Genomic DNA, 15,446 nt, shown 5'->3' with positions numbered 1-15,446 from the left:
GGCAACCATATGCACAGGCAAAAACGCGACCTCCGGTCTGAGCCAATGCCCGGTATTGGTCACTATGGATGTTCTTCACACCTTCATCTATCAAGTACACGTAAACCTCATGTCCGGCGCGAAGGGCAGCCTGGGCTAACCCGTGAACTGTCGCGGCACTTGTATGCGATGGAGGAAGAGCTAGAAGGAATCCAATTTTCTTAGAATCCACAGGAATAAACTTATAATTCTAATAGGTTATGATTCAGAATATAGAGATAGATTACGGAGTTTTCCAAGGGAAGTCAATCTGAAAAACTATGAGTTACGAAGGGGGCATGAAGGACCGTACGCGGAGTGCGAGGATGGACAAATCAACGTTATATTGAGCCTTAGTTTCCATATCGCGGAGCATAGCGGATCCTTTTGCCGCCTCATCATCTCCGAGGATTAATGTAAAGCGACAGCCGAGTCGATCGGCTTGCCGAAGGTGTGCCTTCAGCGTTGCGGATCGAAAATCGGAGACTGCATGGATTCCGGAGAGACGAAGCTCTTCAAGAGCCGTGAGACCGGCCGCAGCACCCTGACCACCGAATCCCGCGACATAGACCGTCACCTCTTCCAGTGACTGGAGAGGCACGGATTCCGGCAGCAACATCGCTATTCTTTCGAGACCTATCGCAAAACCGACGGCGGGAGTGGTCGGCCCTCCAAGAGTTTCTACGAGTCCGTCATACCTCCCTCCCGCGCCGACTGCGTTCTGTGCACCCAGGTTCGTGGCGGTCACTTCGAAGGTGGTGAGGTTATAGTAATCCAGGCCTCGAACGAGGCGATGGTTCAAGGAATAGGGTACTTTAATGACGTCGAGACCGGCTAAGACTTGGGCAAAGTAAGCACGAGCCGGCTCGGCAAGCGAGTCAGCGAGTCGAGGAGCCATCTCAGTAATCATGCGGCATTCCGGGACCTTACAGTCGAGAACTCGTAGCGGGTTTGTGGCGATCCGGTAGCGACAATTTGGACAAAGACCGGGCTCGTGTTGTCGAAGGTACGCGACGAGATGAGGCCGATAGCTATCCCGATCGGCGGCATAACCCAGATTGTTAATCTCCAACGTGAGTCCAGGCAGCGCGAGGTGAGAGAGGATGCGCCAGAGGAGGGCGATGACCTCGATATCGGCTCGAGGATCGGCCATACCGAGGGACTCGACGCCGAACTGATGAAATTGCCTGAGGCGTCCGGCTTGAGGCCGCTCGTGGCGAAACATCGGCCCGGAGTAAAAATATTTTTGAGGGACCGGAATCGCAGCACGGTTGTGCTCGATGTAGGCTCGAACCGTCCCTGCGGTCCCCTCCGGGCGAAGAGTCAACGACGTACCGTCCCGGTCTTGGAACGTGTACATTTCTTTCTCGACAATATCGGTCGACGCGCCGATGCTCCTCGCAAACAGCGTGGTCACTTCAAAGATCGGAATGCGAATTTCTTGAAATCCATACCGGGTGGACCACCGCCTGGCGGATTCTTCGATGAACCGCCACCGGGGTGATTCTTCCGGTAACAGATCCTTGACGCCTTTGATGCCCTTGATCATGGTCATGAGCTGATGCGATGGTGTTAGATCAGGGATTAGAGGAATTCCTGCACCGCCGCGCGGTCGAAGGGACTATAGCGGCGCTTTCTGGAGCAAGTCAACGGACTGATCTTGCACGGTTCTGAGTCCAGGGGTATAGTGCGCGACCTACGTAGGGAGTCACATACCCAACCTGTCTAATCGCAAAACCGAGCTATGAATCAAGATCAAAACAGTCGCCGCGTGGTCGCCATCGCGCCGATGCCCCCTGAACCATCTGCCTATGCGCTCGCCCGATATAGTCGATCCCCCGATTCCATAGAAAACAGCATCAAATGGGTTCATGGGCACTCCTCCGAGAAGTTTTGGGAACAGTTCTACTTCGATTACGGGCATGCCTCGATCGCCGATCTCGGACACGTTACGATCTGCTTTGAAAACATCTCCGAACTGGCCGCTATTCGGCTGGAAGACGAGCCATTGTGGGATGGACAGGCGAAATCGAGTCGCTATCAGAATTTTGCATCGGACCGCTGGTTTGTCCCGGGTCAGATTCGAGGCAGTGAAACGGAAGCTGTGTACGAGGGCATCATTCGAAGTCTCTCGGAGGTTTATCGGCTGCTTCATGATCCGCTCAAGACATTCCTTGCTGAACGAGAGCCGCGGCCCGACTCGATGAAACCCGCCGATTACGAGCGGACGATTGCCGCCAGAGCCTTCGACATCACACGGTATCTGCTTCCTCTCGCGGCAAAGACCAACGTCGGACAAGTCGTCAGCATTCGGACGCTGGAAAAGCAGATTACACGGCTCTTGTCGTCGCAACTCCCTGAGTTGCGGGGAATCGGGGAGGATTTGAAAGAGGCGTGTCAGAGTCCACCGGTGAATCTGTGGGGTGAACTCTGCGGTCAGACCTTAGGCGGGACCGATCCTCTGGCGCCGACATTGGCGAGGCACGCGAAGGCGAATGTCTATCAAGAATCGGTGTATTCCGATTTGGCTCGGCATGCAAAAGACGTATTACGCGGCACGGGATTGGACCAGCCGGAGACCTGGGGGGCCGTGGACGCCGTCGAGTTCATCGGGGGTCATCATCCGCTGGACGAACTTGTCACGACGTTGCTCTACCGCGTGTCGCAGGCCCCGTACCGAAAGATCCTCGAGGTGGTGACAGGATGGCCTGAGAAGGACAAGCACGCGACCATCGAGGTGGCCACGAGGCAACGCGGACCCTACGATGAACTCATCAAAGAGTTTCGCAGCGGCTACTCGTTCATGTTCGACGTCCTCATGGACATCGGGGCGTGGCGCGACATGCACCGTCATCGACGCTGTCAACAAGTGCAGCAGAATTTCACGACGGTCCACGGCTACGATGTCCCACCACCGTTGATCGACGCCGGTTTGGATCAGGAGTATCGGCAGGCGATGGATGCCGTACGTCAGGATATCGAACTGCTCAAGAAAAAGGATCAGGAAGCCTCGCTTTATGCCATTCCGTTTGGATTCAAGGTGCGCTGTTTATTCAAGATGGACTATGCCGAGGCGGAGTATATCGCCAAACTCCGGTCCGGCGTGAAGGGCCATTGGTCGTACCGAACGGTGGCTTGGCAGATGAAGCAGCAGCTGGCCAAGACATTTCCCTTCCTCGGCGACGGGATTCAGGCGACACCGCCTGATGTCGAAGACGCACTGACTCGATAAAAGCCTCCCATTCTCATGAGCGCCCATCAGCAACAATGCGAAGCCGCCATCGTGGCCGGAGCATGGGATGTCCTGTTCGCGGAGTCCTTGGCCTGGAGCCGGGATCCGGATGGAGCAAAGGATCCACGGCCTCTGTTTGCGCGCAACGTCGTGTATCTTGTGCAAGGTCGGTTCGCCGATGCGTGGAAAACCCACGCGCTTTGCCTCGAAGCCGCGCAGGACATTGAGACAGTGGGTGACTGGGTCCATGATCTGCTCGATCGACATGGGGACAGCGGCTATGCCCATTTGGCCAAAGGCTTGTTTCTCGCGCAATCGGGTCAATCCGAACAATCGATGCGGCCATACGCCGAAGCCGCACGATTGCTTCCACAATCTGCCTATCCGCACTACTTCCTGGCACAGATTCACGAACGGGCCGGTCACCTGGAAATGGCGATCAAAGAGTATCGTGAGGCTGTCCGATTGGCTCCGGATTATGCACCGGCACGGATGAATCTCGGAGTCGCCTATCAAGACCAGGGGCGGCTGGAGATGGCGATCAAGGAATACCGAGAGGTGATCAAGCTCACTCCGAACGATTCGGCAGCCCACTCCAATCTCGCCTGCGCGCTCGCGGAACAGGGAAAGATGGAGCCGGCGGTGCAGTCCTATAAGACGGCGTTGAAGCTGAACCCCCAGGATGCCGAAGTGCACTTCGCGCTGGGCGGCCTTTATGAAACGCGCGGTCGTCTGGACTTGGCACAAAAGAGCTACCAGGAGGCGCTCAACGCCAACCCCGACTTCGGCCCGGCCCATTCCGCGCTCGGCTGGCTCGCGTTAGGGAAGCATCGACTTCAAGAGGCGGCGGACATTTTCAGCCGGGCGCTCAAGTGCAATGAGGAAGATGCCCGGGCCTATCACGGCATCGCCGAAATCTACGCGATCCGCGGCAAGCGCCAGAGCGCGATGGAAAACTACAGCAAGGCCCTGAAGTACTATCAAGATCCGGAAAAGCGGAATCAGATCATGAACCAGTTGTTTCAGGAAGGGCAGGTGGGGGATTAAACGCGTCGGGCTTGGTCCTTCTGTGCTCACTGAGCAGAGAAAGGATTCACAAGCAGTATATCTGATATGAGCACCATCACACACATCACGGATCAGCTCCAGTCCGATCTCAGCCAATTTCGAGAAGAAGTCGGTGTCATCAACACGACGTTAGTACGACTTACGTGGCAAGTGCATACACATCATTTCCCAGCCACATTGTGGGCCTATATTATGTCTGGGTTTTCCAAGGTCGATCTATACTCGAAGCTCTGGGATGGAGGTGCGACGAAAGAGCAGACGCCACGAATGTGCACATTTTTCGCTCGATATCTGCCAAGAAATCCTTTGGCCGACTCACTGGCAATTCAGCTATGGCGCCATACACTGATGCACACCAGTCGGCCTCGTCGCCTTCGTGATTCAACCGGTCGTGAGTACTCATACTTGTTGCACTGGGGAGCTCCGGAACTTTTGCGCGATGACCACTACAGAGTTTCTGGAAACAGCAAACTCGACTTTGGTCTAGAATATTTCATAGAGGACCTTGGTACTCTATTGGGCGCTTACCTTGTCGACCTCAGCAAGTCGCCAGAGCTACAGGTGAAAGTCTTGGCAACATGGCCAAAGATCGAAATTCAAGATTTCAGAATGTGAAGAGCTGTTCGTCTTCTGCAGGATATTGTGGTGTTCTCTTGACGTAGGTCGATGCAGAAAGAGGACGAGAAGCGCGCAGAAACTTAGAATACGTTACAGTTCTCTGATGGCGCCCTGCAACACGGTAATCTGCGTGGTCGGGTCGCCGGTCGCCTTCAGTTCGTTGCGGATCTGGTCCTTCAGGTAGGATGAATAGCCGACTCGGTCGATGAGGAGGTCGAGAAATCGCTCAGCCGGTAACAGGCTTTGTTCCTTGAGTTCGTCCAGGGTCTCGTCGCTCACCGGCACGTACGTGCTGCCGATGTGGAAGACCACATTGTAGTGGCGTCCGGTGGCAATCCGTTCAAATCTCAAGCCCTTCACAGATTCCTCCTCGGCAGGATGTTGAACAAACCCGCCCGCTTCGTTCTCGCCTCGCTCAACGCTCAACATACTTAGAAGTATGCCTCTGCATCTCGCTCGCTGCGGCCTCGCTGGACGGTCTTTGTGAACATCCTGCAGCGCGAATAGAAGGGGATCATTCTAGACAAGTTAGAGCCGTGAAGACAAGGGTGCCTGAGAGTTCGCTTGGTGGACAGTGATGACGACGGACATTTATCATGACGTTCCCATGAGAGGAACCCAGGCGAGCTGAGTCGTCATGACGGCAACGGAGCTTATCGAGTGGTGGATTACTCGCCTTGAAGGCGAGCAAGCCCGACTGACTGATACGAGGCATGACGCGCCGATCGTGGCGTCGAGAGGCCGTTTGGTCAAAACGACGGGGGGACTTCATCTGTACGAATTCACGCTGCCGGCCGATGTCCTCCTGAGCGTGGATCTTCCGGTGTCCGTCATTCCCGTTGACGAGGCGGATACGACAGAGGGAATCGTGCTGCGGCAGACAGGCAACAGCATCCTGGTCCAACTGGTGGATACCCTTGGAAGCGACGTCCCGTCAGTGACTCTTGTTCCTGATCAGGACGGCCTTGTCAGCACATCAGTCGGACGATTGAAAGATATACTGGCCAAACCTGACCTCTATCATCTTGGACCGACCGAGCGGTTGGCCTCGCTGTTGCAGATGCCAGCCGTGGATTCTGAGACATTTTCTTCCGCCTCATCCGTCTTCACGACCGTGTGGTCGCATGACCGGTCACTCCGCCGCCAAAAGCTTGGGAACCTGGCGATGGAACTCATCCGCGCCAACAAACGCATCCTTCTGATCAGCCCTGATCATGAAGAATGCGATGAGATGGTGGGGACAGTCGGGCGTACCATGAAAGCCGGCGGACTGAACCACAAGACCTGGATCACCCGGTATGAACTCCCCATCACCTGGCAGGCCGGGGACCTTGCTCTTCACGAGCTGGGCTTCGAAGCGCAGATGCACCAATTCCATGCGAAGTCACAAGGGGACAAAGCCTCCTTAAAATACAAGTACGACCGTTTTCGCGAGTTGGCTCCTTTTTTGTCCCAGAAAGAAGCGAAACAAAAGGATCTGGACGAGGTCCGTCTTTTGGAGTGGCGCCTTGTCACGCAGATGCGCGATCTTCAAGTGCGGATGGCCGATGTTCAGAAGACGCTCAAGGAGTTCGAGAGCCTGCCGCTGTTTCAACGTCTGACGTTGCAGGCAGTGGGAAAGAATGCCGAATCTCTCAAGCAATACTGTGCGCTGTATCAAGGGCAGATGGATCAACTGGACAAAGAACTGGATGTGGTCAAAGATCGCATTCAGCAGCTCGCACCGGAGGCCGCGGTTCCCAGAGGGAAGCGAGCCGAGTTCGAGGAACTCCAAGCGCAGATCGCAAAGCTGGGTGGAACCAAGAAGGTCCGAGAATTATTGGCAGCCGAGGAGCAGCCGAACCGCCAGGCTTTCATCCAGAATCGAAGACTCGTTGCCGCCACACCCGCCAGGGTGGCAAGCGATCCCCTGTTCAGCCGGGTGCGCTTCGATGTCCTCATGGTCGATGAGGCTCCCAGGATCGCCGCACCGGCACTCCTGGCGGCGGCGGCGCTGGTGCGCGAACGCATTATCGTCAGTGGTGATCCACGAGAGATCGCTATCGTCGGGCAATGGCCCATGCCTCCAACGGTCATGCGCGCCACACCCCTGAGCAGGTGAGCCGGTTGCTTGACGCGGGCGAGGAAAATTCAGGATAATCCGACTCCTTGTGTTGCTTCCCGTCCGGATGTTCAAAGCAGCCGTAGAGACTGGAAGGATGAAGGGAGCGGTCGAGAGCCGTACAGGCTGCTCGAAATGGGTTCCACCAAGATCCCAGCGAATAAGATCCCAGGTGTACTGGAAGGGTACGTCGGAGATCCGACGGCTGTGAGAACGACGGTGGAAGCCATTTACAGCAACTCATAGAGCCGAAGTGGCGGAACTGGCAGACGCACTAGATTCAGGGTCTAGCGCCCTCACGGGTGTCCGGGTTCAAATCCCGGCTTCGGCACCAACCAGTATATGCTTCACGGAGCCTCAGCGGGCTGAGGCTCCTCTTCATGAAGCGCCGAACCAACACTTCCAACCGGTCTTGCCTCGTTCAATCCGATTCATTCGTACCGTGAGCTCAGTAAGCCACATATTGCCTTTGATCCCTCCGGATGGACGCTGCTGATGGGCCACGTCATATCGGTTCGGCGATTGATGGCGATGAGGTACAACACCGTAACGGTTTCATCGATCCGGGATGAACAGCGATATGAATATTTTGATGACATTGTGACCTCGTTCGACAACAATAGCACCATCTTGCACGCCATCGATGTCGCGAGGGACTCCTCAATTATTCGTATCACCGAGGGTTGGACAGCAAGCCAGCAAGCGGTTCATGGTCCTGAAAGGCAGGTACGCGATGAGGCTAGTTGCGATCGTGGGAATTTTGATCTTGACCAGTGCACCCGTTGCGGATGCAGCAGGATCGAGTGATGCGAAGAAAAATAGTGATTTGAATAGGGCCATGTCTCTGTCCGGTGAAGAACCATATGAGGCCCTGAAGCGTGGGGATTACAGGATCGCGGCCGGGCTCCTTTACCCCTTGGCGGAGAAGGGCGACGTACGAGCGCAATACAATCTTGGGATGCTCTATGCAAGCGGGCTGGGTGTCGAGCAGGATTACCATGTGGCTCTGAAATGGCATCGATTGGCGGCGAGTCAGGGTCATGCCGGGGCGCAAAACGAACTTGCGCAGATGTATGCGAAGGGTCAGGGTGTGCAACAGGATCACGTTCGGGCGTATGTGTGGTACAGCGTGGCGGCGGAATTGTTGAGCGGCGGGTCGAAAAATGAACTCACGAAGGACCGGGACAGAATGGCGTCGCGCATGACACCGGCTCAGATTCAGAAGGCACAGGAGTTGGCGCAGCAGTGCCAAGAGTCGAAGTTCACGAAGTGCGGAGACAAGTAGGGCTCACGCCGGAAGTTGAATCACGCCTCGGAGACCACACCCCATCTCACCGTTTTTCGTGCTAGACTCAGCTGTTATCATTGCATAATTCACCTTACGGCATTCCATTCAGCAGGTGGACGTGGAAGTCATCGGCGAAGCCGCCGATGAGTACTTTCAGTCGGATCTGTCAGTGCGGTGTGAGATGAACGGCAACCTGTGGGTCTCCACCAGTGGACTACGATCTTTGTCGAGATTAGACTGTACGAGGGTGGTCCTATGGAAAAATTTCAGAGAGCTCTTTCGCGTCTCGTTGGCTCTGAGTCGTCGTAAGAATGCGAGACGAAGAGGTAATGAGTCATGAAGATCTTCATAAATCTGGAGAAGGTGATTCTCGCTTCGGGTCTTGCGCTTTGTGCCGCCATGCAATCGGACTACGGTGTTCAAGCGGATGATACGGCCCTCGATCGGCCAGGATTCTCCCTGATCACTCGCGACGGTTCCGGTGATGTTGGTCGGTTCACCTCGGTGGCCATAGGCGCCGACGGTCTCGGCCTGATCAGTTTCTACGATGCAACCAATGGGGACCTCAAGGTCGCCCATTGTTCGAACCAAGCTTGCACTTCCGCGACAATCAGCTCGCTGGACCGCACAGGCGATGTCGGGCAGTACACCTCGATCGCGCTTGGGAGCGACGACCTCGGTCTCATCAGCTACTACGATGCGACGAACGGGGATCTGAAAGTCGCCCACTGCGTCGATGTCGCCTGTACGTCGGCCACGCTCAAGACACTCGATCAGGCCGGAGATGTCGGCCAGTACACATCTCTGACCGTCGGCACCGACAAGCTGCCTCTCATCACCTACTACGATGTCACGAACGGCGACCTGAAGATCGCACACTGCACCGATGTGGCCTGTGAGGCGGCGACCATTACGGTCCTCACGTTTTTGCAAGCAGAGGGGAACGTCGGGCTCCACACCTCGGTCACTATGGTGATGAGCCAGGGCGTCATCAGCTATTATGACGCCACGGACCACTATTTGAAGTCGGCCCTATGCCCCGATGTGGCCTGCACGGAACCGACCCTCACCACGACTCCGGATAAAACCGCCGATGTGGGCCAATACAGTTCCGTGACGATTGGGACGGCCGATAGTCGTCCCCTCATCAGCTATTACGATGCGACGAACGGAGATCTCAAAGTTGTCCACTGTGAAGAGGTGGTGTGCACATCTGCGACGCGCACCACGTTGGAGAGCGACGGCAACGTCGGCCAGTACACCTCTATCGTGATCGGCAGCGACAACCTCGGTGTCATCAGCTACTACGATGTGACGAATGGAGATTTGAAAGTCGCCCACTGCGCCGATGTCACCTGTTCCTCGGCCACCCTCGCGACACTTGATAGGACCGGCAACGTCGGTCAATACACATCCGTGACCATCGGGACGGATGGTCTGCCGCTCATCAGTTACTATGATGTCACGAATGGAGACCTGAAGGTTGCGCATTGCAGCGACGTGGACTGTACCTCCGCAACCGTGACTCCACTGGACGGAGCCAAGATTGATGTGGGAGCGCCGTCGGCGATGGTAATGGGAGCTGACGGCAGGGGCGTGATCGGCTACTACGACGCGACGAACGGCGATCTCAAAGTCGTTCACTGTCTTGACTTTGCCTGCGCTTCAGCGACGCTTACCACCGTCCAGAGTCAAGGTGATGTGGGCCGACACGTGTCCATGGCCATCGGGGCCGATGGTTTCCCTTTGATCAGTTACTACGACGCCTCTAATGGGGATCTGCGAGTTGCGCACTGTACAGATCTCGCTTGTATCACTCTGACTCACCATCCGTTAGACGAGGCCGGTCAGGTTGGACAGTTCACGTCGATGGCCGTTGGGACTGACGGCCGAGGCCTCATCAGCTATTACGATGCGACGGACGGGAATCTGAAAGTGGCCCATTGTACCGATCCTGTCTGTAGCTCAGCCAAGGTCATAACCCTTGTTAGCAACGGCGACGTCGGTCAGTTCACGTCGATCACAATCGGCGCCGACGGGTTGGCGCTCATCACCTACTACGATGCCACGAACCAGGATCTGAAAGTCGCGCATTGCGAGGATGTCGCATGTAGTTCTGCGACGGAGAGTACCTTGGATAGTGCTGGCGATGTCGGCCGGTATAGTTCCGTGGCGATCGGTGCCGATGGATTGGCATTGGTCAGCTACTACGACACAACGAACGGCGATCTGAAAGTGGCCCACTGTATGGACCTTGCGTGCAGCTCTGCCAAAATAAATGCACTTCGAAGCGAGAATAACGTAGGCCAGTTCACCTCCATTACCATCGGTTCCGATAGCCACGGCCTCATCAGCTATTACGATGCGACGAACGGGGACTTACGGGTTGCGCACTGTGCCGATGTCGATTGTCAGGCGGCCACCCACACGATCATCCAGAGTGAAGACGATATCGGTCAGTTCACGACGATTGCGATGGGGATGGATGGTCGAGGTTTGATCAGTTATTACGACGTCACGAATGGTGATCTGAAGGTCGCCCATTGCTCGAACAGCTTCTGTGTGCCGTATCACCGCCGTTGAACGGCAGCCTTCCCCAGTTTTCCACCTTCCCGACTAAGACGCGCGCAGATTTCGGATCTCGGTCAGCGTCTTCTCGATCTCAACGGACGAGTTCAGGAGGCTCGGCGCGAGCCTGGCATACTTTGTCGCGTAGGGTGTCACGCTCCCGACAATGCCGCGGTGGCGAAGCTTCTCTATAACTGCGCGGGGCGCCATTCCATCCACCTCAAAACAGACGATCCCTGCTGACAGATCTTGCAACATCGGTGTGTGTAGTGAAACATGAGGCATGGCCGCCAAGCCTTGTTTCAGCTGCTGATTCAGTTCATAAATGCGCTGCGTCACCCTTTCTTTCCCGATGGCCTGATGAAACAAGAAGGCCTCATCCAACGCCCAGCGATGTTCGAAGGAATGGAAACCGCCCGGCGTCATGAGAACGGATTGCGGGAGATCTTTCGGCGATTTGTTTTCCATCCAGAGGTCATAGGCCTGTGTGTTGAACGTCGGGATAATGGCATGGGCGATCGGCCAGGCCTTGGGGTGGCCCCAGACGAGCCCCGTGCCGCGTGGTCCGAACATCCATTTATGCGTTCCGGCGATGAGAAAGTCGCAGCCGAGCTCGCTCACGCGGAAATCTTCAACCCCCAAGGCGTGCACTCCATCCACGCAAAAGATGATTCGGTTCTGTTCGTCACGCGAGCGATTGATGGATTGGATCGCCAGTGCCATGTCGTGGATCGGCAGTTTGAGACCCGTGCTGGAATGAACCCACGTAACCGCCACGATCCGGGTCGCGGGAGAGATGCCCCTTTTCAGGGAGTCGACGAGCTCGTCGCGCGACAGGGTCTTGAGTGAACGATAGAGGGGAATCTGACGTACAGTCGTACCTGTTCGCTCGGCGCGAAGACGTAGCGAAGTTTCAGTCGAATAATGGTCGTGCGTCGTCGTCAAGATTTCTTGCCCGGTACGCACTGTGAGCCCCCCATAAAGCAGACCCAATCCCATGGTCGTGCTGTCGGTCAACGCGATGTCGGTTGGGTGGGCACCCAGATAGTCAGCCGCTGCGCGAAGGACCTTCGCTTCTTGTTTCTCCTCGTGCTCAACCCAATAGCCGATAGGATCGGCATCGAGGCCGGCGCGATGCCGTTCGATCGCTTCACGCACGGGGGTAGGATGGGACGCAAGAAAAAACGCGGCAAGATGGATGAGCTGCGGAGACAACGGAAACTGTGCCCGGAGGTCTTCCCAGTCCTTGAACCGGTACTTCGGGGATTGTTCGTCGGCCAACGCGCGAGATGAGGCACCGGCCAGCACCGCGGCGCCCAGAGTCAACCCAGTGCGTACCAGAAAATCTCGACGGCCGATGTAGGTCATACCAACCTCCTCTTCAGGACCCTTTCTTGTACTCTACTGCGACGGTGGAAAATCGTGCAAGGCAGAGCGGGCCGGCGAGCGTCCTTCGACAGGCAGGACGAACGGAATATCACCGGAATGTAAGTGAGACAACACGAGCAGGTTATTGAAAAACTATTGTGAGGTTCTGAACCGATAGGATTTCAGAACCCCGCTGCCGGGCTCTTATTCAACACACGACTAGGACTGGTAGTTCTCCATCGGCGGACAACTACAGACGAGATGGCGATCGCCGTAGGCTTCGTCGATACGACTCACGCTTGGCCAGAATTTGCTGTGCTTCACCCACGGAGCGGGAAAGGCCGCTTGTTCCCGGCTGTACGGACGATTCCATTCCGTTGCCGCGACAATCGCCGCGGTATGCGGGGCGTTTTTCAGCACGTTATTCGTCCGCGGTTGACGTCCGTCGACGATCTCCTGAATCTCGGCGCGGATCAGAATAAGCGCTTCGCAGAGCCGATCGAGTTCGCTCTTGGCTTCGCTTTCCGTCGGTTCGATCATGAGCGTACCGGCAACCGGGAAAGAAACGGTGGGCGCGTGGAAACCGTAGTCCATCAATCGCTTGGCAACGTCCATCGCCTCGATGCCCGCGCTGTCCTTGAATTCCCGCAGGTCCAAGATGAACTCATGAGCCACCAGGCCGGAATCGCCACGGTACAGAATGGAATAGTGCTTTTCCAACCGCTTGGCCATGTAGTTGGCATTGAGAATGGCCACGTGCGTGGCTGCGGTCAATCCGTCACGGCCCATCAGGGCAATGTAGACCCAGGAGACCGGCAGAATGCTCGGGCTGCCGAACGGGGCCGCCGACACCGGGCCGATGGCTTGCGGCCCTCCGAGCTTGAGCACAGGATGTCCCGGCAAAAACGGCACGAGATGTTGAGCCACGCCGATCGGTCCCACGCCCGGTCCGCCGCCGCCATGGGGAATGCAAAAAGTCTTATGGAGGTTGAGGTGGCAGACATCCGCCCCGATGTCACCCAGCCGGCAGAGACCCACCATGGCATTCATATTGGCTCCATCGATATAGACCTGACCGCCATGGGTATGAATGATTTGACAAATGCGGCGCACGCCTCCCTCGAACACGCCATGCGTCGAAGGATATGTGAGCATCAGGGCGGCCAATCGGTCCCGATGTTGAGCGGCCTTGGCCTCTAGGTCGGCGACATCCACGTTTCCGTTTCGATCGCACGCGACGGCGACGACCGTCATGCCGACCATGGCGGCGCTGGCGGGGTTCGTGCCGTGGGCCGATACGGGGATTAGGCAGACGTTGCGGTGTGATTCACCTTTGGATCGGTGGTATGCCCGGATCACCATGAGACCCGAATATTCGCCTTGAGAACCCGCGTTCGGTTGGAGCGAGAACGCCGCAAAGCCGGCAATTTCCGCCAGCCACGATTCGAGCTGCGCGAACAAGGTCCGATAGCCACGCGTTTGTTCAGCCGGAGCAAAGGGGTGGAGGCGGGAGAACTCCGGCCAGGTCACCGGCAGCATTTCAGCCGTCGCGTTCAGTTTCATGGTGCAGGAGCCCAATGGAATCATGGAGTGGACGAGCGACAGGTCCTTGGACTGCAGCCTGTATAAATACCGGAGCATTTCGTGCTCGGAATGATAGCGATGAAAGACTTCGTGGGTCAGATACTGACTCGTCCTCGCCAAGGGAGACGAGTAGTCGAGGTCGAGGGAAGCGGCCAGATCCGAGAGGGAGAAGGGCAACTGGTCCAGGCCGACGAAGATGTTCAGGAGGCGGTGCACTTCCTCCTCGGAGCTGACTTCATCGAGTGAAACTCCGATCGAGCCGTCTTCATAGTGCCGGAAATTGATCCCCTGCTCGTTCGCCCTGGTCGCAATCTGATCCGCTTGATCCTTGGAGACCGGTATCCGCACCGTATCGAAGAAGACTTTCGGCAAGACTTCGAATCCCAGCCGACGCAGTCCTTCCGCCAACAGCAACGTGAGGCCATGTACACGTTCGGCGATCCGACGCAATCCGTCCGGCCCATGGTAGACCGCATACATGCCGGCCATGACGGCCAGCAAGACTTGAGCCGTACAGATGTTACTGGTGGCTTTCTCCCGTCGAATGTGTTGTTCTCGAGTCTGAAGCGAAAGCCTGATGGCCGGCTTGCCGGTCACGTCTTTGGAGACACCGACAAGGCGACCCGGCAGCTGCCGTTTATACTCCTCCCGGGTGGCGAGAAACGCGGCATGGGGCCCACCGAATCCGACCGGGACACCGAATCGCTGTGTCGACCCGACGGCGATATCGGCGCCGAATTCACCGGGCGGACGGAGCAAGGTCAGGGCGAGAAGATCGGTCGCGACCGCCACGCGAACGCCGGCCTCATGAGCCTGTGTGACCAATGTGCTGAAATCACCCACGTAGCCGTCCGTAGCCGGATACTGCAGCAGAATGCCGCAGAGCTGGGGGCGCGAGCAATCCACGGACGAAGCGACACCGGTCTTGATAACGAGGCCCAAAGGCTCGGCTCTGGTCTGCAGGACCGCCAAGGTTTGTGGGTGGCAGTCACGCGAGACAAAAAATTCCTTGCGGTCTTCGCCTGCGTTACGGGCGATTGTGTAACACATCGCCATCGCTTCAGCGGCCGCGGTCGCTTCATCCAAGAGCGAGGCATTCGCCAGCGGCAGACCCGTCAGGTCCGCCACCATGGTCTGAAAATTCACCAGTGCCTCGAGGCGGCCCTGCGAGATTTCCGCTTGGTAGGGCGTGTATTGGGTGTACCATGCCGGATTCTCCAGGATGTTTCGCTGGATCACGCCGGGGGTCACGCAATCGTAGTATCCCATGCCGATGACTGATCGATAGACCTTGTTCTGGGACGCGAGGTCTCTCAGACGGGCCAGGACGGCTTGTTCGCCGTCGCTTGCCGGAATGTCCAGGGATCGACGAAGACGGATGTCCGAAGGAATGGCCGTATCGGCCAATGTGTCGAGCGAGCGTAGACCCAACGTAGCCAGCATTTCTTGAATATCGGCTTTGGTGGGGCCTAAGTGCCGGTGAAGGAAGTCGTCCGTGGGTTGTCGCCAGCTCTCAATGGTCATGGAGTCATCCACTTTCTGTAGTCTTGAGAAGATTGGGTTATCTCAAGTCTCTGCCAATCGCGCAGCGTACCATGCCA

Annotated in this window: 11 protein-coding genes and 1 tRNA gene; 7 read left to right on the top strand and 5 right to left on the bottom strand. The window is 56.7% G+C overall.

The features are described 5' to 3' along the window. Window positions 1-304: 304 nt before the first annotated feature. Window positions 305-1,567, bottom strand: a complete 1,263-nt coding sequence (locus A4E19_10495; GenBank protein OQW30353.1) for a histidine--tRNA ligase — start codon at window positions 1,565-1,567, stop codon at window positions 305-307. A 195-nt stretch (window positions 1,568-1,762) separates the two neighbouring features. Here A4E19_10495 and A4E19_10490 point away from each other — a divergent pair, with 195 nt between their 5' ends. The 3 genes from A4E19_10490 (at window position 1,763) to A4E19_10480 (ending at window position 4,933) form a co-directional block, all read left to right on the top strand. Next, a complete protein-coding gene (locus tag A4E19_10490; GenBank protein ID OQW30326.1) occupies window positions 1,763-3,250 on the top strand; it encodes a hypothetical protein in 1,488 nt (495 codons plus the stop codon). A 15-nt stretch (window positions 3,251-3,265) separates the two neighbouring features. After that, window positions 3,266-4,297, top strand: coding sequence for a hypothetical protein (locus A4E19_10485; protein OQW30325.1), 1,032 nt, complete (start codon window positions 3,266-3,268; stop codon window positions 4,295-4,297). Between the two features lie 66 nt (window positions 4,298-4,363). Then, window positions 4,364-4,933 carry a hypothetical protein gene (locus A4E19_10480; GenBank protein ID OQW30324.1) on the top strand — a complete coding sequence of 190 codons (570 nt, stop codon included), beginning with the start codon at window positions 4,364-4,366 and terminating at the stop codon, window positions 4,931-4,933. Between the two features lie 93 nt (window positions 4,934-5,026). On the opposite strand, the gene A4E19_10475 is transcribed toward A4E19_10480, so the two are convergent. After that, window positions 5,027-5,365 carry a hypothetical protein gene (locus A4E19_10475; GenBank protein ID OQW30323.1) on the bottom strand — a complete coding sequence of 113 codons (339 nt, stop codon included), beginning with the start codon at window positions 5,363-5,365 and terminating at the stop codon, window positions 5,027-5,029. Window positions 5,366-5,573: 208 nt separating this feature from the next. Here A4E19_10475 and A4E19_10470 point away from each other — a divergent pair, with 208 nt between their 5' ends. Together A4E19_10470 and A4E19_10465 are read left to right on the top strand one after the other, a co-directional pair. Beyond that, window positions 5,574-7,037 carry a hypothetical protein gene (locus tag A4E19_10470; protein OQW30322.1) on the top strand — a complete coding sequence of 488 codons (1,464 nt, stop codon included), beginning with the start codon at window positions 5,574-5,576 and terminating at the stop codon, window positions 7,035-7,037. Between the two features lie 247 nt (window positions 7,038-7,284). Next, a tRNA-Leu gene (locus A4E19_10465) sits at window positions 7,285-7,371 on the top strand. A 97-nt stretch (window positions 7,372-7,468) separates the two neighbouring features. Here A4E19_10465 and A4E19_10460 read toward each other — a convergent pair. After that, window positions 7,469-7,678 (bottom strand): hypothetical protein, encoded by a 210-nt coding sequence (locus tag A4E19_10460; GenBank protein ID OQW30321.1) that lies wholly within the window; start codon window positions 7,676-7,678, stop codon window positions 7,469-7,471. A gap of 68 nt (window positions 7,679-7,746) precedes the next feature. Between A4E19_10460 and A4E19_10455 the strand changes: the two genes are divergently transcribed. Further along, the gene (locus tag A4E19_10455; protein ID OQW30320.1) at window positions 7,747-8,322 is read left to right on the top strand and encodes a hypothetical protein; all 576 of its coding nucleotides are present in this window, start codon (window positions 7,747-7,749) and stop codon (window positions 8,320-8,322) included. A 339-nt stretch (window positions 8,323-8,661) separates the two neighbouring features. After that, a complete protein-coding gene (locus tag A4E19_10450; protein ID OQW30319.1) occupies window positions 8,662-10,908 on the top strand; it encodes a hypothetical protein in 2,247 nt (748 codons plus the stop codon). A gap of 33 nt (window positions 10,909-10,941) precedes the next feature. Here the strand turns inward: A4E19_10450 and A4E19_10445 are convergent, their stop codons facing one another. After that, the gene (locus tag A4E19_10445) at window positions 10,942-12,252 is read right to left on the bottom strand and encodes a hypothetical protein (protein OQW30352.1); all 1,311 of its coding nucleotides are present in this window, start codon (window positions 12,250-12,252) and stop codon (window positions 10,942-10,944) included. Between the two features lie 228 nt (window positions 12,253-12,480). Then, entirely contained in the window at window positions 12,481-15,369 is a 2,889-nt protein-coding gene (locus tag A4E19_10440) for a glycine dehydrogenase (aminomethyl-transferring) (protein OQW30318.1), read from the bottom strand. Between the last annotated feature and the right edge of the window lie 77 nt (window positions 15,370-15,446).

It is taken from the genome of Nitrospira sp. SG-bin1, assembly GCA_002083365.1.
Lineage (GTDB): Bacteria > Nitrospirota > Nitrospiria > Nitrospirales > Nitrospiraceae > Nitrospira_D.
The sequence above is the reverse complement of the archived record's forward strand: the minus strand, read 5'-3'. Positions and strand labels throughout refer to the sequence as shown.